Genomic DNA, 18,733 nt, shown 5'->3' on the forward strand with positions numbered 1-18,733 from the left:
TTAACTTACAGTTTACTGATGGGCCGTTAAGCTGTTTCAGCTAGCTTTTCAATCATGGCTTGAGTCACCAGAGTAATGCCATCTTCATTACGATAAAAACGACGGCTGTCATCTTCTGCATTTTCACCAATAATGGTGCCCTCAGGCAGCTTACACTCAGAATCAAGCACCACCTTAGTCAAACGACAATGGCGACCAATATCACAGTTAGGTAAGACCACAGAACGATTCACCGTCGAATAAGAGTTCACCCTCACATTATTAAATAAAATGCATTTATCAACTGTCGCACCTGAAACAATACAACCCGCTGATACGACTGAGTTAAGGGCCGTACCGATTCGTTCTTCATAATTATAATTAAACTTGGCTGCCGGTCTTTGATAATGTGCCGTACGAATCGGCCAAGAATCATCATATAAATCCAGTTCAGGCACTAGCTTAGTCAGGTCCATATTGGATTCCCAATACGCCGTTAAGGTACCCACATCTCGCCAATAAGCACTGTCTGGATAACTCTCATTAGGAATACTGCTATGGCTAAAGTGATGGGCTTTTATCTTGCAAGAATCAATAAAAAGTGGAATCAAATCCTTACCAAAATCATGGCTAGAATTGCTGTCATTTGCATCCAGCTCTAGCTTCTCAATCATGAACTTGGTATTAAAAATATAGATGCCCATACTTGCCAAAGACACATCAGGCTTACCAGGCATAGTCGGAGGATTCGACGGTTTCTCAGCAAACTCGATAATATTATCCTCATCATCGATATGCATAATCCCAAATTGATCGGCTTCTGCCACTGGCACTTCAATACAAGCAACTGACACATCTGCTTTAGAGTCAATGTGTTCTTGCAGCATCTTGCTGTAATCTTGTTTATAAACATGATCACCTGCCAGAATCAGGACATATTCACTGTCTAGCTCTTTAATCATTTTAAGGTTTTGAAATACTGCATCGGCAGTACCGCGATACCAGTCTTCACCGGTTTGTTGCTGGGCCGGCCAAAGCTCAATAAATTCATTAAAATCAGATCGAAGAAAGTTCCAGCCACGTTGTACATGCTGGTTAAGCGTATGGGATCGGTACTGAGTTAGCACCGCCATTTTTCGAATGCCGGAATTAATGCAATTTGAGAGTGGAAAGTCGATAATTTTGTATTTACCTGCAATTGGCACTGCAGGCTTGGAGCGATAATCGGTTAAATCTTTTAATCTTGAGCCTCTTCCCCCTGCCAGAACAAGAGCTAAGGTTTTCATTCGCGCGGTATTTAAATCCATATTCCACCCTTTATTATTTAACTTTGTCTATTCGCTTTCGATCAAGGTGATCAAGTAATGCAGTATTCCTTCAGTCGGGTATCTTTCTATCAAAACACAATAATTTATATTAAGGAACCTGAGATTAAGTCACCTCTTCTCAGTCTTATCAGAAAAATTGTCACACAAGGCGTCACTTTGACGTAATGTCGGCACCTTTCGAGAAGGGACAACGTAGAGTGACATTTTTTCTCAAATACCAAATAGGTATTATACAAAGACCCGCAGGGCGTGGTCTAAAAGCGCTACCTTTACGTTGAGGACCTTATCAATAGAATAACTATTAAGTTGCGCCCCTCGCCATAAATCTAGATGCTTTTATCCACACGCTGAGGCGGGTGGACTTATTCGTAGGTTCCTTAACCCAATGTTTTAATTGTGTATTAACTTAATCCACTAAATATCGTATTTTATATAAAGACTCTCAATTCGACTGACCTCATAAGGTTCCTATGATAAAAGTACTCTTCGCCGCTTCTGAAATTCACCCGCTAATTAAAACAGGTGGCCTTGCTGATGTAGCAGGCGCTCTCCCTATTTCATTGCGACAAGCAGGACAAGATGTTCGTCTTATCATGCCTGCTTACCAAGGAATCCTTGAAAAACTTGCGCCCGTGCAGCGAACCATTAACTTAGGTAACCCCTTTGGATGTGGCGACATTCTGTTATTGGAAACCCTTATTCCCGCGTCTGACATCCCTATTTGGCTGGTTCAATGCCAAGGCTTATTTGAACGTGGCGGCAGCCCTTATCTAGATCAATACAGCAAAGACTATGCCGATAACCATATCCGCTTTGCGGTTTTCTCTTGGGCTACGGCTTTACTTGCCAGCCAAGGTAATTTGTTCGGTTGGCAAGCCGATATTCTTCATCTCAATGACTGGCAAACAGGGTTAGCTGCGGCCTATTTAAAAAGCTGGAAAATGGAGCACATTCCCATTGTCAGCACAGTCCATAATCTAAGATATAACGGCAGTTTCCCTCTTTCTCTTTATTCTGGTGTCCGCCTTTCCAATGAATTACTTGATTTACATGGCATGGAATTTTATGGGCAATTTTCCACCTTAAAAGCAGCACTGGTCTACAGCGATGCCATCACCACAGTCAGTCCCACCTATGCCAAAGAGATACTCACCCCCGAATACGGCGATGGTCTTGATGGTACGTTAAGAGCCCATCAAGATAAATTACACGGTATTCTAAATGGCGTGGATTATGACGAGTGGTCGCCTGAAATTGATAACAATATTGCACAAAAATATGACATTAATAATCTCGATCTGAAAGATGAAAACAAAAAAGATTTACTCATTGAGAACGGTCTCTCACCTGACCTGAGCAAGCCAGTTTTTGGGGTTGTTAGCCGATTAACCGAGCAAAAAGGCCTAGATCTAGTATTAGATGCCATGCCAGATGTGCTCAATCATGGTGCGCGACTTATTCTCCTAGGCTCAGGTGACCCCAGTTTGGAGCAGGCATTTTTACAGCTAGCAAACGACTATCCAGACCAAGTTTCTGTGCGAATCGGTTATGACGAAGCCTATTCACATAAGATCCAAGCTGGAGTTGATAGCCTGTTAATACCGTCACGCTTTGAACCCTGCGGACTGACCCAGCTTTACGCGCTAAAATACGGTACCTTGCCTTTGGTGAGAAAAACCGGAGGTCTGGCTGATACCGTGTTTGAATCAGGTGACGCGGCTAATGGCTTTGTTTTCGAACAAGCCAATACCAGCAGTTTGAAAGACACCTTATTTAGAGCGATGGATTGCTTCAATCACTCACAAGCTTGGCGCCAACGACAGCTAAATGGAATGAGATATGACTTTAGCTGGCAACAGACGACAGCAACTTGGCTCAACCTCTACCAGTCACTGTTAAAGGCTTAAAGAACACTAAGCCATAAAAAAGCGAGACATAAAAAAGAGACATAAAAAAGGCGCTCATTAGCGCCTTTTTACCATTTAATTTAATCAGTCCATCATTTCAGCAGCCATTGCGCGCTGCCTTTTTCCTTCATTTTCTCAAAAAAGCCTTCATGGGTTAGATCCTGCATGATAACAGCCAAACTGTCTCTTAGGGCCTGTGTATTACAAGGAGAACTTTGAGAAAAGGCTAAGTATAAACCTTCACTACTAATCGCCGGATCTTGTACTTCAAAAGGAAAATACTGCCAGATCTGCTGAATATAAGCGTTACCGGGCGCTTCTTCATACAAAACATAATCAACCCTTTGATTTAGAAGCATTTTAAACGCCTGCTCTATACTGGCAACCGTGGCAATTTGTAAATTACTCGCGGCGTACTGATCAAACTTTTGGCCAAAACTATTGTTAATCACAGTGGCGCCAAGCTTACCTTCTAAGCTGTACCTATTATCGTAATTAAAGGGGGCTAAAGTATTTGTCCAAACCACACTTTGCGTTTCTAAAAATGCCGGTTGAATATAGTCCATTTTTAAACTTCTTTGCTTGGTATAAAAAACCCCCGCCATCAAATCAATTCGCCCACTAAATACTTCCCTTTGTGCCCTTGACCAAGGCCCTGTGTGCTTTAATTCAATTGGTTTACCTAAGCGCTGACTAATTTCATTAATAATAAGCTGGTTAATTCCCATCAGTTGGTCTGAATCGGTATTTTTACGCCATAAAAAAGGGGGATATTCAGAGTTTCCTGTTGCCGTTAAGCGATCACATGAAGCACCAATATCCGCTGAAACAAATCCGTGAAAACCTATCATGGTGAAAAAGAAGAGATATTTATAAATTTCTTTTAAGTAAGACATAACGCCCAATTTCGGATTAAATGAATGAGACTGCATTTATTTATCACTTAAGCACTAAACTAAAGCATATTCAATTATTAGGCTCATGAAAACTTACGGATAAAAAAGAAAAAAAGCGGGAACCTTTAATCATTTCTCACCTCAAAGACTTAAATTATAGGAGAAATCATGAAAAATAGACGCATATTTGACTCAAAACTGACACTTATCCCTAAACTCATGCTGATCATAGTTACTTTCATCATGAGTGCTTCATTAAGTGCAAAAAAACTTAACATTGATGGAAATCAACTTGCCTTAGAAGGCTATGATCCGGTGAGCTATTTCACTGAGCAGCCAATGAAAGGTTACCCAGCGTTACAAATTAAGCATAATGAGGTGGTCTACTATTTTGAAAATGAAGAAAACCGCATCGCCTTCACACAAGACCCAGAAAAGTATGTACCAGCCTATGGTGGTTGGTGTGCTTGGGCCATGCTGGATGGTGATAAAGTAGAAGTCGATCCCCTTAGCTACAAAATTATCAATGGTAAAAACCACCTGTATTACAACGGTTTTTGGGGTGATACCTTAGCAAAATGGAATAAGAAAGCAGGTAAAGACGGTGAGCAAACACTCGTCGATGCCGCGGATAAAGAATGGGCTGACCTAGACTAATACAGTTTCAAGCCAAATTGATTAAAGCAAGATGAGGCCACACACCTCATCTTGCAAATTGAATATGAGATTACCTTTTACGTAAGGAATCTAAAACGGCCAGATACAAAAGTTCTTATCACTTGGCTCAGTGCCCTCTAAAAATGACAAAGTCAGTTTGTCATCACATCTATCAGCCGCCAATTTAAATTCATTCGTACTCACCTGATAATAATCACTTCCCTGGGGCAAGCTTCTATCTAATGAGGTTGGATTTAAGCGCTTCATCATCTCTATCCAGACCTTTTGAGCACCAGAGCTACCAGTAATGGAAAGGGGATGGTTATCATCGGCGCCCAACCAAATGGTGGTGGAATAATCCGCTGTAATCCCTTGATACCAACTGTCTCTTTGCTGATTCGTTGTTCCTGTTTTAGCGGCAAACACCAATTCAGGCAAAGCCGCTTGTGCAGCACGAGTGGTACCGATTTGCGCGCTTAAACGCATGCCATCACGCAAAGTGGCTAAGGCCGCCTTAGAATAAGGCACTCTAGTATCTTGCCTAAACTCTTTTAGCACCTCACCTTCATTACTTAATACAGATGCAACGATACCCAGCTGGCTAGACTCACCCGCCGAAGCAATAGGCTGGTAAAGCCTTGCCACTTCAAACGGCGATAACTCAAGGGCACCTAAAGCAACAGCAGGGAACATGGTAAATTCGCGCTCCACGCCTAAGCGTCTCAGCGCATCTCCCACCTCTTCAAAACCAATACGATACGCTAGATCTAAGGTCGCCAAGTTATATGACTTCGCTAAGGCTTGATACATGGGCACATTGCCATGGTACTTATGGTCAAAGTTTTCGGGCTGCCAAAGCTGTCCCCCCACATCAAAACGGGTTTCATCGTCTTCTAACAAGGTTAACCAGGTAAAAGATTGGTTCGCGATCGCTTCTAAATAAATAGGCGGTTTTACCAAGGAACCAATCGGACGTACCGCAGCCAACGCTCGGTTAAAGCCGGTATAGTGACCATCGCTTGAGCCTAAAATCGCTTTTACCTGACCATTGCGAGCATCGGTAACCACTACCGCACCCTGTAAACCTTTCAAGCCCTTCTTAGTCTGTTTTAAGGCTTTAACCTGACTGGTCATACTTTCCAACACAGCCTGCTGCACTCTGGTATCTAAACCGGTGTAGATTTTCAGGCTTTCGGTCGCCAAGGTTGCTTTATCAAAATCTCGCGACAATTGAAACGCAACAAGATCCAAGAAGTCACCATAAAGGCTTTTGGTACCACCTTGCGTACGTGTTTGTAGCTTGGTTGCTAAACTGACGCTAAGTTGTTGGTCATTAATAAAGCCTTGATCATGCAAGAGGTTTAGGACCACATCCCGGCGTTTCTGTGCTCTTTGGGGATGTCGTTTTGGATTATAAAGAGAAGGCCCTTTAACAGTACCGACTAAGGTCGCCATTTCAGCAATATTGAGCTCGTTTAATGGACGGGCAAAAAAGTGTTTACTGGCCGCCGCAAAACCGTGAATCGCCTTATTACCATGTTGCGCCAAATAAACTTCATTGACATAAGCGGTTAGAATTTCTTGCTTGCTAAAGCGATACTCCATCAAGAGCGCCATCACCACTTCACGAATTTTTCGGCTATAGCTTCGCTCAGAGCTTAAATACATATTTTTAATCAGCTGCTGAGTTAAGGTACTGCCCCCTTGCTTGCGAGAGCCTGACTGAAAGTTAACCCAAAATGCACGGGCAATCCCTGTGAATGAAATACCAAAGTGCTGATAAAAGTCCCTGTCCTCCACCGCCAGCAAACCATTGATCAAGGTCTTAGGAAGGTCCTCATAAGACAGTAAAATACGACTTTCGCTACTACCACCATAAAGGTGACCTATTAACTGAGGCTCTAATATCGCAGATTTAATCTCCTGACCTGCGACAGTCTTGATTTGAAGCTGGCCATTTTCAAAAGAAAATATTCGTCTTTGAGCAGGGTAATCCCCAGTATGGTCTGAGAAAGATCTTAAGTGAGCACTTACTTTTATTGAGCTTCTAGCCGCCCAACCAACCTCTTGGCTATTACGGCCAAAACGATAACCCGCTTGTTGTAAGCTTTTTTCTAAATCTTGTTTGCGCCATTGATCCCCAGTACGTAACAAGGTGGGTGCGCTGTACACTTCTGCTGGCACTTGCCATTTCTGCCCCTCAAAATGCTGTACCAGCTCCTTATCCAGCCACCAAACCCAAATAGAGACAGGAATGGCTGCCACTAAACCCATCATAAAAGAGATAACAAAGAGTCGTTTTAAAAACCGCTTAAACCAAGATTGTTTGATAGGCTTTTTAGCGCGGGAGCGAGATGGCTTACCTTTGGCTTTCTTTGTGGGTGATGACTTTCTCGGCTTACTTTTGCTAGCCGATGCTTTTTTGGTAGGACTATTTACGGGGCGTGTTTTACTCATGGCCAGATTATAAAGACAGGACATTTTGGGCGCAATCCAACCACCTCATTTAACCAAACAAAATTAACCACTAAATTGACTCTCAAACCCGGCCATTTTAGACTCATTTCAATCCATGCAAGCATGATTCAAGCCATAAGCTCAGGCAGATAACCCAGCAAAACATTTTTTGCGATAACAAGAGAATTTAAACATGATGATAGTAGACCTACTCGATGAACTCGATATCATCGAAGGCATTCATAAACAGCTACCAGGCCTGACCAAGAGCCAAGATATTAAGCCACTTTTGGAAGCCGCTAGAGACACAGCAAACCAAGAACAATGGCAACAGCTTGATCTCTGGTTAGTCACAGTCAGTAAAGATATGAGCATTTTATTGCCAGAAATAAAACATGCCTTATGCAGTGGTTGGCAAGGGGACAGAGAGATCTCCTCAGAACTGCAACATAATCTTGAGCAATAGTGCATGTCCTTAAGTTGGCAAACTGTCTGTCATATTGACGCACTCCCTGAAAGAAGTGCTCAAACCTATCCATTTCAAGGTGTTAGCTATTTTGTGATTAAGTTTGATAATCACATTTACGCCTACTTAAACGCCTGCCCCCATCGACAAATCGAGCTCGAATGGCAAGAAAATGATTTTTTTGATTTAGATAAAGATTACTTACAGTGTGCGACCCATGGAGCCTTATTCTTACCTCAAACAGGCGAATGCATCAGTGGCCCCTGCCAACAGCAATCCTTAAAAAAAGTCGCCACACGGGTAAAAGCAGAAAAAATTCAAATTAATATCTAAATTTCTCAATAAAGTTATTGATAATGATTATCAATAACTTTATTCTAGTGCTTCGATTCAAGTCGATGCAGCCCTGATCTAAAGGTATATTTTAAGCCTCTGTGCCTTTAACGAGATCAAGACTGTAAATGATGGAGCAACATAGAAGTTATTAGCATACTTCCTTACTGCCATAACGACGATGCTTACAAACTTTTCCCCCATTGTTGCTCCATCATGCATTTTAACTTTCTTGTTAGTTTCTCTTTTTAATCTTTCTTTCTAAGTGACGTCAGCACAGTAGATTTTCACTTAAGGATCGAAAAGCATTATCGAAAAGCATTAAGGCCTTATTGCCCCTTTAGACATGGCCGACTAATCTTAATTGATTAAATGGCAATCAATTGGAATGCAGGACAGTTTCCTCTTCGCCAACTTCTTTCGCATTATGATGATCGAAGTTACTCAGTCTTCAACAGGGAGAGTTCTCAATGAATCTTGGTCTCAAAACTAAATCCCATATTATCAACCAAATCACCTTGGTCCGTTTGATCCAACTTTGTGTCATTATTATCGCCATCGGCACACCTATCATTGAAAGCAACTTTATTCACCCTGCTTTTATTAAACTGATTGTTCAAAACACAGAAAGCGAAGCAACTCGCGCAGCCACCCGAATGCAAAGAAGAGTCATACAAGACACTAAAGAGGGTCATCTCTCTATTTCACAAGAAACCGTAACTTATATAAAACAGGCTGAACAAGATTACCTACTCTGGAAAAGTAAGGTGTTCAGCCATGACGGCGAGGTGCTCTATTCATCCCAAGATAAAGATATCGGCACAGTCAACGAAAAAGGCTATTTTCATAACCAAGTGGCAAAGGGAGAAATATTTACCTTGCTAGTGAAGAAAAACTCGACCTCCTTAGATGGTGAAATAACGGCACTGGATGTGGTCGAGGTCTATGTTCCCATGATGATAGCTGGCGAGTTCATCGGTGCTTTCGAACTTTATTATGATATCAGTGATCGGATAGCCGCCATGAAAGCCCATATGGAATGGGTCGACAGAATGTTACTTCTACTTTCAAGTATCGCCATTATCACGGCCTTTGTGATTGGCATTGGCTATAAAAAAGTCCAACAGATTAGAGAAGAATATGAGCTTGAGCTCATTGAAATGGCAACCAAAGACAAGCTCACCAATATTTATAATCGCCGCAGCTTCGAAGCTCGCCTATTACAAGACTTAAAACAATACGATAAATTCCAAACAGAACTCAGCATTATCCTGTTTGATGTTGACCACTTTAAGTTTGTTAACGATACCTATGGTCACCAAGCTGGGGATAGCGTACTCACATTACTTGCTGAAATCGCCCAACAAACCGTGCGTTCAAATGACATTGTCGCAAGATACGGAGGGGAAGAGTTTATTATTCTGCTACCTAATACAGGTAAAAACGGCAGCCAAGTCATCGCTGAAAAATTACGTTCGGCCATTGAAAACGCTGCATTTGACACCCAGTCTTACAAGATACAAATTACGATTAGCCTTGGGGTTGCTTGCATCTCAGATGTACAACACCCTAATTTAGACAATCTCATCAAAAGTGCCGATGATGCCCTCTACTATGCTAAGCATAATGGGCGTAATCAGGTCTCATATATGCAAACACCTCCTGGCACTTCTACCAGCAAAGACTCAGATGAAGCACTCTTATCAGCTGCTAACACAGTGTCAAAATAATCAAGCGTTATAAAGTGTCCATAGACTGCTAACCATACAAAAAGGGAAAGAAGCACCAAGCTTCCTTCCCTTTTTTATGACGTTTAAACCTCGTAATCAAAGACCAAAATATCCTCAATCATGGGCACAAACATGGCTTTAAAGGCCTCATGTTTTGCATGGGGTAAATAGGCATCCCTGGCCTTAGTATCAATAAAGGTCATCAAAATAGCGTGGGTAAAGCCCTTATCTAAACCTTCAGGGCTAGTATTGAGCCCAAACTCCACACTTTCTATCCCTGCAATATCCGCTTTTAATTGGTAAAAAGCTTGCTCTAGTTGAATCAGATCCTGCTCACCGGTTGCTAGGGTAAACTTAACCAATAAAAGATGCCTTACCATTGTCATTCCTCCATTTACTTCAATTGACCCAGTGTCCAATCAAGCTTGAATAAAGGCCCACCATACACTTAAAAACAATAAGATGGCGAGTATTTGATTCAACCGAGCTTGCTGCGTTTGTGTATTAAGGTGACGGTTAGCCAGTTTACCCAAATAAGCCCAGACACAAATGCATGGTACGGCAATCAGAGCAAAAATAATCGCCAGTGATACATAGTGAAGCAATTCACTCATGCCTTGGCTAGGGTATAAACTGGCAACTGTCACAGACATCATCCAACTTTTAGGGTTCACAAACTGTAATCCACAACCTTGAAACCAACTGAGCCCAGTTTTATCCGCAAGCGTTCCTTGAGCCTCGACACTTTTAAGGTGAAATAATCGATAAGCCATCACACTCAACCAACTGGCACCAATAAAACCCAGCACAGGTTTCACCAAAGGGTAATCAAATAAAAATTGAGTCAGCCCCATCGCCGTCATAAACAAGATAAAACCTGTGCCAATAGAAGCCCCCAGAATAAAAGGCAGCACTCGTAAGATTCCCAATTTACCGCCATAACTGAGCGCTATCACATTGGTTGGCCCTGGCGTAATAGACGCCACAAAGGAAAATAACGAAAAACTCACGTATAAACTCAACATAGAAACACCTGTCACTTGGGTAATTTGAGCGCCTAGTATCTATCGTCTGAGTCTTTAAGTCTGGAAGCTTTGTGCATAAATTGAATCTTTACTTAATCGCTAAGCGGTTGTTTTAAAAAGCTTATAAAAAAAGAAACGTTAGCGAGATTGCATAATCTGTTTTTGATAGGCACTGGGGGTTAAGCGATACACCCTGCGAAACCAACGCCCTAAATGGCTTTGATCAGCAAAGCATAAATCGCTCGCCACACTGATAGGTGAAAGGCCTTGAGCTAATAAGACTCTGGCTTTTGCCAGCCTAAGTTGAATTAAATAGGCATGGGGCGCTAATCCAAAAGCCGCTTTAAAGCGCCTCGTTAAGCGAAACCTATCTGTCCCTAGCTCTAGGGCCAAACTTTCAAGGTTAATGTCTTGATATAAGTTTTGCCTTAAAAACTCGCGGGTTCTTAGCGCTAAAGGGCAAACACTTGACGCGGATAAAAGCATATCTTGCTCAGCTTTTTGACGCCAACTAAGGTGCTTGCTGGCGTGCGCTAGCATTTGATCTAGGCAAGCTTCTCGAATGATCTCAGGCTCTTGATAATGCAAAGCACTAAAAGCGGCTGAGATACTGGCGGTAAGCTGCTTATCCTGCATCAAATTTTGGGCAGTATTAAACTCAAAGTTATCCGGCAAGTCATGAAACAAAGCGGCTAAATTGTCATGTAACCAAGTGACAGGCAGATAAAGTTGACGATAGGTAAAGCCCTCTTTTATTGGCGCGTTACCATCATGGATTTCACCTGGCTCCAATAAAAAGCTGCCCCCTTCTAGTGAGGTACACATCTGTTTACGACAGTTAAATTGCTGCACACCTTGTTCGGTAAAGCCAATCAGATAGGTATCATGCCAATGAGGGTCATAAGCATGCCCCTTAAAATGAGCACGAAAGGTTTCTATTCCTGTGTGCTTATCTTGCTTAACCTGAACCCAGCTGTCTGTATGTGACATTGACCCAACTCTCTAAAAACATACACAATTAAAAATGCTTAAAAGCAATAACAAGTAAAAGGTATGCCCATCTAAAAAATCTTGCTAGAAGATTTGTGCAAATCTATTCAATTTAGAGAGATCTCAGCATCTCAATATGAGGGATGTCATCTTCATCATAGACCTCAGACACCACCTCAAACCCAAAGTCTTCATAAAAGGTTTGCAAATAAAGTTGGGCAGAAATACGAATCGGGCTTTTTGCTGCTTCTTTATCTAAAAACTCAAGCGCCCCTTGAATCAAGGCCTTGCCCAAGCCCATACCTCGGGCAGCTTTCGTGGTAAGCACACGGCCAATAGAGATTTCATCATATTTACAGCCCGCATAGGTAATACGTAGATAGGCTAAAATCTTATCGGTTTTCTCATCACTGGTATAAAGGTGCCAAGACACATTATCCAAGCTATCCACATCTTGATAAGGGCAATTTTGCTCGACCACAAAGACTTCCTGCCTTACCCTTAAAATCTCATAAAGTTCAGTGGTTTTTAACTGCTCAAACCGCTTAACCTGCCATTCAATCATGACACCCTCTCCAACATAAAATTGCTACTTTAGACCGTTAAAAGCCTAAAAGAAGTTTCAATCACCCCATAGGGTCATTAAGACACACGCTATATTCCAAGTAATCTAACAGGTTAGTAGTTACTTTAAAATCATTAATTTAAACTTAAAAAATCAGATGTAAATGGTGCAAGATCTCAGGTTAAAAACCTTGAGAAATGTCTTAAGCAAGGAGCGAGAAAGCGATAGAGAGACAAAGCGACATAAAGAGTAAAAGAAGCGGAATGACAAAAAGAGCTGATTAATCAAACAAGATATGATGAAAGTGAGGGTTTTCTTGGCAGGCTCGCATCCCAACAATCTGATCTAAGACAACCAACTTAACCTCTTCCCCTTGTTTGATACAAAGGCAAGCTTCTTTGTCATCATTATAAAGGGTATCTAGGGCTTGGCCTTTCACCTGATCGCCATTTCTTAGGGTTAGATTTATCTCATACAAATACACACAAGCAAGTTCAATATAATCATGTTGCTCACAAGTCATCATTGGCATAGATCCTAGCATCAAACATTTGGTCACCTCACACCAACAAAGGCGGATAATCGCTCCTTAATAAAATCATAGGAGGGTGAAGCGTGAAAAAAGTGAACCTGATAATAACCTTAACTTGGAGTAAGCTCCAACCCCTTTTATTAAAGTTTTTTTGAACAAAACATTTAGGAATACCTAAGGAACCTGCGATTAAGTCACCTCATTAATGCCTTTATGAGTGGAGCACCACAACCTGCCAAGTTCATACAATAGAGGGTTGTCATCAAAGACTAAAACGTCTTTAAAGTCATGGTGGTTTCAGCAACAGACACACCATCAATACGATACCTATCTTCTATCTCACCTAATACCTGAAAACCAGCATTCAAATAAAGCTGTTTCGCCCCTTGATTAGTCGATAACACATTCAGGTCTAACCAGCTAATGTGCGCCTGCTCACGACAAAATTCAATGCTATGTTCAAGCAATAAACGACCCAAACCCTGACGTCGATAATGGCTATCCACGCCCATTCCTAACAGTACCCTATGCTGACAATGCTCATCCTCATAAGGACGAATATCCACATGCCCCATAATCTGTCCAGTTTCATGCTTTACTAGCCATAATAAGCGCCAACCGGGTTCACCCATAGGCATAGCGACACCTTGCATAAACCTTTGTCTGGTTGGCACACTGACAATCGAATCATCACGGGACACAGGCTGAAATAAAGGTGAATCTCCGCGCCCGTTACCTGCTAATTGCAGAGTGAGATAAGTAAAAAAGTCTGGCATATCAGACTGAGTCGCAACATCAATTTTCATGGTTAAAACGCTTTTCATCCTTATCAAGCTTGTTTCATTTTTTGAGCATCTTCGCTTTTTAATTAGGGAACGAGTCTTATTGGGTTAATTCAGGCGCTTTTGCATAAAATGCTTGGTAAGCCTTAACACCAGTATCAGTTAAATAATGCTGAATATTCTCAAACAAGTCATAAAGCTCAGCCCCATACTTGGCAACAAAGGCGTCACTCGTTAAGAACAGCTCGAACTCATTCGCTAGGGTTAGTTCACAAAAATCACGGGCTTGTTTCTCATCCAAGACAAAACACTCATTGGTAAACCTGTCTTTAAAGGCAATAGGCGCCTTACCTATTGTGCGATCAAATACATAATCCCTATCGCAACTGCAATATAAATAAACCAAGACCTCAGCCTCTTTCCCTATGACCTCTGCTATCTTGGCTCTTTGAGATAAAGACACCATTTTGTCATCAAACCCTGCTGTCCCATATGCTGCATGAAAAAGTCCAGCATCACACACATAATCGGCAGCATCCCATGTTTTTAACATCTTAAAGGTGCCCGTCAAATGCGAAATCAAAGAGCCATTTAGATGATCAAACTCACCCGCACCTAAAGCCTCAAGCGCTTCAAACCTCATATCTGTTTCAAGCATGTATTTCTCCTTAATACATTCATACATTTCTCCTTAATCCATCCATGTTTTAACGCTATAAAAATAAAAAAGAAATGTTAACATAGCGCCACATTTAACATACATCGTGTAAAAGATAAAAATGCCACTTTCAATCCCCCTAACGCAAACACAAAGAGTCTTCCTTGGCCGCCTCAATAGTGGTTACCTTCTTACCAAAGAAGACGACAATAAATACTACTTTGCCCATAAAAACAGACCAGAAGAAAAAAAGAGAATCGTCTACTATGAAAAAACCGTTGCCGCCCTCATCAAAAAAGGCCTGATAAACGAAAATCTAGAGCTGACAGACCTTTACCGCGAAAAAATGGCCAAGTTGTATATTTGGAAAAGCGATAGACCCAAAGAAGATTAGATTCTCATAAAAAAGATCACTAAAACGCACTAAAAGATCACTAAAAAATAGCTATACAAATAATATTAAAAAGCCTTTACAAAACTATCATTAACACCCTCTTAATTTTGAGGTTTAATGCGCTTTTTTAATCGCAAGGATGCGGAAAAATGTACCATAGAATTACCCCAACTGAATCTGTGCTTCTTAATGAAGCCAATCAAATCGAGGCTGACTTCTCCTCTTTCAATGAGGATAATTGGCAAGCTATCACCCCCACCAATCTATCCCCTGAACAGGTCAGGCAAAAACTGGCTGACGGTGAAGTGGTTGCCCTAGCGGACACCCCCAATCTACCGCTTTTTTGTTTTAACAAGGGTGAGACTGTCGTCAATCCACTGGCGCTTTCATATGCAAACCAAGATCTCATCAGGCGACTGAATGCGAGATTTGACGCGAAAGGCAGTGGTGCGTCTTTTAATGCTCAATCAAATGGCAACTTACATCCGCCAGCCCCCATGGAAGAAAAGGCACCAGAACCTGTAGTAAAAGATCCAAAGCCAGAAGCCAGTAAACCTAAAGTACCGGCGTCTTTTGGCCAGCCACCTGCGCCCATCATTTTAGAAGTGGTTTATGACGATCAAGAAAAGACACCTGTCGGCGATGTGCCCTATAAAATTGAGTTTGATGATCCAGACAAAAAGGTCTTACAAGGGTCACTTAACCCTATGGGCTGGGCCTGTGTCGAAGACTGCCCAAATGCCAACGCCTATATTAGCTTTGGAGAACCCGTCGATAACCAAGCAGTGCTTGATAAGCTCTACACTGAGTTAGAAAAAGCACTGGATAATACCATTCAAAAAGTGGCCGATTATTCCCTTGAGAAATTAAAAGACATAGAAATCAGCGCAATTACAGAAGCCTCAAATCAGCAACTAAAGGATTACCTTGCTGAGCTTAGCGGTACACTTGAAAATATGGATATGCTCAGCTTTTATCAAAACAGCCTAGATAAGGTAAAAGCCGCTACAAGTGACATGTCTCAGCTCATTGATGAGTACCTACTACAAGATGAATCGGATTTAGACGAAGCAACACTGAGCCCAATCCAATATGCCCTGTGTGAAGCCGTAACCCGTGGTGATATTGATGCGTTAGAGTCAGCCCTGGCAGGTTGGCAACCTAGAGCAGATATCAAACTCAAAGCAGAATCTAAAGCCATGGAAAAGCAGATTCTCATTATTAATGATCAACAAAGTCGCAATATACTCGCAACCAGTTGTCAGCGCTTTGTTAAGGCCATGACACCAGAAAAGCTCATTGACCTTGCGGTATACCTCTCGATCAAAACCACCGAAGATGCCAGCCTAAATAGCGTCTCAAACCTGATAGGCATACTCACAGGCAAAGTCAGCTTGGCCATTACTCGCCAAGTGTTATTGTCAGCAACGACAGACACTAAAACGGATTTATATAAAGACATTGCCCAAACCCTCACCAGCTTGGTTAAACCACTGAAAACCCTCAGACCTTTTGATGCTCAATATAGCCATAAAAAAGTCATCGAGATTCCCTTAGCCAAAGCCGACATCCAACCTTCTGACTGGGCGAAAAAGACAGAAAACGACAAGATAAAAACCGTCACAGACAAACCTGATGACAGCATCCTAGATGACGAAATGGACAAAAAGTGGCTCACCGTACCAAAGGGGCAATTGACCTTTGATGTGGAAGGGAATGACACAGATGAAAGTTATAACTTTAGCCGTATTGTTCACCTTCCTGTACGAGGTAAAGCATCAACCTCAGAAGTAGTTGCTAGCGCATCAGGTATAACAATAGGTCGAGGCTTAGATGTCGGTTCTAGATCAGCTAAAGAGGTTCAAGGCTATTTTGATAAAGTGGCTGAACATTGCAGACCAGTTGCTCCCGAGCTCATCACGTTTTTAAAAGATTCTGTGGGGATGAAAGGGGCCCATAATAAATCAGGCGAAGGCTTAAAAGGCGAAGCTAAAACTGCCCATATTAAAAAAGCACAAGAGAATGATAAGGCACTGATTAAGTACGTTAAAGACTTTAAAGAAAGCATTAAAGATAAGTCTAAAATCACCCTTACCCGTAAGCAGCAGTATTATCTTTTCCTTGCTATTTATGATTATTATGAAGGTGAAGCTAAACGTCTAAGTACAAAACCAGACGTTTGTAGAGACTATTTGAATGATAAGAAAATTGATTGGGATGCTTTGCCTAAAAAAGTAAAAGATGTGTTAGTCGATTTAACTTACCGAGGGGATTACACAGGCACTAAAGATAAAAGAGGTAATACTCGAAAGGTAATCGTGCCGGCAGTGTATAAAGATCAAAAAGATGACCTTAAAGGAGTTGATTCGCAGCTTTATAAAGTATTAAAAAATGAAAGTTTATGGAAAACGACTTTTGGAGTTGATGGTAATCGGTTTACAACTAGAAGAGACTATTTATGATAAAGATATACATTTTTATATTTTCTGTTTTACTTTCTACAAACTTACTTTCCCATAGTGAAGGAAAAATAAGTGAATATAAATACTATCAAATTGCCAAAGATCTTCCAAAAGGGAAAGATCCAATATTCATTGCATATATGAAATTAAACTCTCCATGTATTTTTGTAAATGACCTTAGAACAAATACGACTCAAGAATACTGCGAACTTGATGAGAGTGGTTATGATTTAAAAGTTGATTATCCATCAGTTTATCCAATAGACCTAAGGTTATCAGGAGCGTCACTCTACTTTATAGCTGCAGCACCTTGGAACGAGCAAAAGTGTGAGATTTTCTTTCCTGAAAAAAGCATCACTTGCGAGCCAACAGGTAAAAACTAAACATCCTCATTGATTGAAGCATTGAAGGAATACATACGGATTTTGCCCCGTGCAAACCAGCCCAGCTTTTCATAAAAAGCTTGGGCTTTGAGGCTGTCTTGATACATAAAGAAGTGAATAGAAAGCCTAACCATTAAATTACTAGGCTTTTTTCAGAAATCCTAAACAAGTTATAACGTTTTAACATTTCTAATTTGAGAGACTAAATGAAGAAAATAATTCCCATTATGATGCTGATAAGCTTTCAGTCAGCAGCTAGCGATAGCTGCTTCAAAGAAAAATATCTGCCGGGAATAAATAATTGCATTAAAGAAAAAATAGAAAACAACCAAATAAAGCTAGCTTCAGAGTATAAAAAAATTGAAAATCATTTCAAATCTTCAGAAGACCACAAAGGTTACTTAAAAGACATGCAGAAAAACCGTAAAGAATGGACTGAATTCACAACAAAGTTTTGTGATTTACAGAGCTACTTTGTTGACAAAAAACGATCACTTACGAAATACAATTCAACCAGTGTATTAATGAGAAAATTAAGCACCAAACATCTGAGATTAGTAATTTATACCAAATAATTTCCTCTATGATGTGAATTTTATATCTAGCTACTTAGCAAGAATTTATCTAGTTCCCGCGGTCCTCCGTGGGAATTCATATTAGGTAGCTAAGCTACCGTTTTAAGATCTTACTTGAGCTAGAGCTCAAGGGGATGCATTCCCACGCGGAGCATGGGAACGAGAAGAAAACTTTAGAATCTAATGTTTTTTTTCTAAGCTGCCTATTCGGCAGGGAACTTTCTTTCATGTTGGGTAGCTTTAAACCGTGCTTTCTAAGCTGCCTATTCGGCAGTGAACTGAATGTGTTATATGGCTATATTGTCCATGAATTTCTAAGCTGCCTGTTCGGCAGTGAACTTTTAAACTCGATTTGCGAAATGTGGCGGCAATTTCTAAGCTGCCTGTTCGGCAGTGAACGGTTCATGATGGCAGTATGGGCGGCGCTAGATTTTCTAAGCTGCCTATTCGGCAGGGAACATGCTGATTATGATGGTTATAAACCTGAGACATTTCTAAGCTGCCTATTCGGCAGGGAACAATAAAATTTCTCCTGTGGTTCGCTTGTCGCATTTCTAAGCTGCCTATTCGGCAGGGAACAATTAAACCCGTTTTCAGGTGAGCTTCAAAAATTT

General features: G+C 41.2%; 19 protein-coding genes and 1 CRISPR repeat array (1 of these 20 running past the window's edge). Of the genes, 9 read left to right on the forward strand and 10 right to left on the reverse strand.

Translation table 11 applies throughout. The annotated features are described in order from the left end of the window. Positions 1–26: 26 nt before the first annotated feature. The gene (gene glgC / locus MED121_RS04970; RefSeq protein WP_009832521.1) at positions 27–1,286 is read right to left on the reverse strand and encodes a glucose-1-phosphate adenylyltransferase; all 1,260 of its coding nucleotides are present in this window, start codon (positions 1,284–1,286) and stop codon (positions 27–29) included. A 491-nt stretch (positions 1,287–1,777) separates the two neighbouring features. Between glgC and glgA the strand changes: the two genes are divergently transcribed. Further along, entirely contained in the window at positions 1,778–3,214 is a 1,437-nt protein-coding gene (gene glgA, locus MED121_RS04975; protein ID WP_009832522.1) for a glycogen synthase GlgA, read from the forward strand. Between the two features lie 92 nt (positions 3,215–3,306). Here the strand turns inward: glgA and MED121_RS04980 are convergent, their stop codons facing one another. Beyond that, positions 3,307–4,146 carry a transporter substrate-binding domain-containing protein gene (locus MED121_RS04980; RefSeq protein WP_116371557.1) on the reverse strand — a complete coding sequence of 280 codons (840 nt, stop codon included), beginning with the start codon at positions 4,144–4,146 and terminating at the stop codon, positions 3,307–3,309. Positions 4,147–4,278: 132 nt separating this feature from the next. Between MED121_RS04980 and MED121_RS04985 the strand changes: the two genes are divergently transcribed. Next, entirely contained in the window at positions 4,279–4,767 is a 489-nt protein-coding gene (locus MED121_RS04985; RefSeq protein WP_050764529.1) for a YHS domain-containing (seleno)protein, read from the forward strand. Positions 4,768–4,857: 90 nt separating this feature from the next. On the opposite strand, the gene MED121_RS04990 is transcribed toward MED121_RS04985, so the two are convergent. After that, positions 4,858–7,224, reverse strand: coding sequence for a transglycosylase domain-containing protein (locus MED121_RS04990; RefSeq protein ID WP_009832525.1), 2,367 nt, complete (start codon positions 7,222–7,224; stop codon positions 4,858–4,860). 193 nt (positions 7,225–7,417) lie between these two features. Between MED121_RS04990 and MED121_RS04995 the strand changes: the two genes are divergently transcribed. The 3 genes from MED121_RS04995 to MED121_RS23595 all read left to right on the forward strand — a co-directional run bounded on the left by MED121_RS04995 (position 7,418) and on the right by MED121_RS23595 (position 9,753). Continuing rightward, positions 7,418–7,690 carry a hypothetical protein gene (locus tag MED121_RS04995; protein ID WP_009832527.1) on the forward strand — a complete coding sequence of 91 codons (273 nt, stop codon included), beginning with the start codon at positions 7,418–7,420 and terminating at the stop codon, positions 7,688–7,690. A 3-nt stretch (positions 7,691–7,693) separates the two neighbouring features. Beyond that, positions 7,694–8,023: a Rieske (2Fe-2S) protein gene (locus MED121_RS05000; RefSeq protein WP_009832528.1), complete on the forward strand. Its 330-nt coding sequence runs from the start codon at positions 7,694–7,696 to the stop codon at positions 8,021–8,023. 470 nt (positions 8,024–8,493) lie between these two features. Next, the gene (locus tag MED121_RS23595) at positions 8,494–9,753 is read left to right on the forward strand and encodes a diguanylate cyclase (RefSeq protein ID WP_009832530.1); all 1,260 of its coding nucleotides are present in this window, start codon (positions 8,494–8,496) and stop codon (positions 9,751–9,753) included. An 83-nt stretch (positions 9,754–9,836) separates the two neighbouring features. Here MED121_RS23595 and MED121_RS05010 read toward each other — a convergent pair whose 3' ends face one another. From MED121_RS05010 to MED121_RS05040, 7 genes are all read right to left on the reverse strand, one after another. Further along, entirely contained in the window at positions 9,837–10,133 is a 297-nt protein-coding gene (locus MED121_RS05010) for a Dabb family protein (RefSeq protein WP_036178748.1), read from the reverse strand. Between the two features lie 39 nt (positions 10,134–10,172). Further along, a complete protein-coding gene (locus MED121_RS05015) occupies positions 10,173–10,778 on the reverse strand; it encodes a LysE family translocator (protein ID WP_009832532.1) in 606 nt (201 codons plus the stop codon). A gap of 138 nt (positions 10,779–10,916) precedes the next feature. Then, a complete protein-coding gene (locus MED121_RS05020) occupies positions 10,917–11,768 on the reverse strand; it encodes an AraC family transcriptional regulator (protein WP_009832533.1) in 852 nt (283 codons plus the stop codon). A gap of 112 nt (positions 11,769–11,880) precedes the next feature. After that, positions 11,881–12,333, reverse strand: a complete 453-nt coding sequence (locus tag MED121_RS05025; RefSeq protein WP_009832534.1) for a GNAT family N-acetyltransferase — start codon at positions 12,331–12,333, stop codon at positions 11,881–11,883. 280 nt (positions 12,334–12,613) lie between these two features. Beyond that, positions 12,614–12,877: a Rho-binding antiterminator gene (locus MED121_RS05030; protein ID WP_242603191.1), complete on the reverse strand. Its 264-nt coding sequence runs from the start codon at positions 12,875–12,877 to the stop codon at positions 12,614–12,616. 257 nt (positions 12,878–13,134) lie between these two features. Continuing rightward, a complete protein-coding gene (locus tag MED121_RS05035; protein ID WP_036179384.1) occupies positions 13,135–13,671 on the reverse strand; it encodes a GNAT family N-acetyltransferase in 537 nt (178 codons plus the stop codon). Positions 13,672–13,747: 76 nt separating this feature from the next. Next, on the reverse strand, positions 13,748–14,305 hold the full coding sequence (locus MED121_RS05040) for a DUF6817 domain-containing protein (RefSeq protein WP_009832537.1): 558 nt from the start codon (positions 14,303–14,305) through the stop codon (positions 13,748–13,750). A 121-nt stretch (positions 14,306–14,426) separates the two neighbouring features. Between MED121_RS05040 and MED121_RS05045 the strand changes: the two genes are divergently transcribed. From MED121_RS05045 to MED121_RS05060, 4 genes are all read left to right on the forward strand, one after another. Next, the gene (locus MED121_RS05045; protein WP_009832538.1) at positions 14,427–14,699 is read left to right on the forward strand and encodes a hypothetical protein; all 273 of its coding nucleotides are present in this window, start codon (positions 14,427–14,429) and stop codon (positions 14,697–14,699) included. Between the two features lie 149 nt (positions 14,700–14,848). Then, positions 14,849–17,161 (forward strand): hypothetical protein, encoded by a 2,313-nt coding sequence (locus MED121_RS23600; protein ID WP_009832539.1) that lies wholly within the window; start codon positions 14,849–14,851, stop codon positions 17,159–17,161. After that, entirely contained in the window at positions 17,158–17,544 is a 387-nt protein-coding gene (locus MED121_RS05055; protein ID WP_009832540.1) for a hypothetical protein, read from the forward strand. The genes MED121_RS23600 and MED121_RS05055 overlap by 4 nt, the downstream gene beginning before the upstream one ends. 206 nt (positions 17,545–17,750) lie before the next feature. Next, entirely contained in the window at positions 17,751–18,119 is a 369-nt protein-coding gene (locus MED121_RS05060; protein WP_009832542.1) for a hypothetical protein, read from the forward strand. A 191-nt stretch (positions 18,120–18,310) separates the two neighbouring features. Next, positions 18,311–18,733: direct repeats of the CRISPR family, unit length 23 nt; unit sequence TTTCTAAGCTGCCTATTCGGCAG; it runs 739 nt beyond the window's last position.

It is taken from the genome of Marinomonas sp. MED121, from assembly GCF_000153025.1.
Taxonomy (GTDB): domain Bacteria; phylum Pseudomonadota; class Gammaproteobacteria; order Pseudomonadales; family Marinomonadaceae; genus Marinomonas.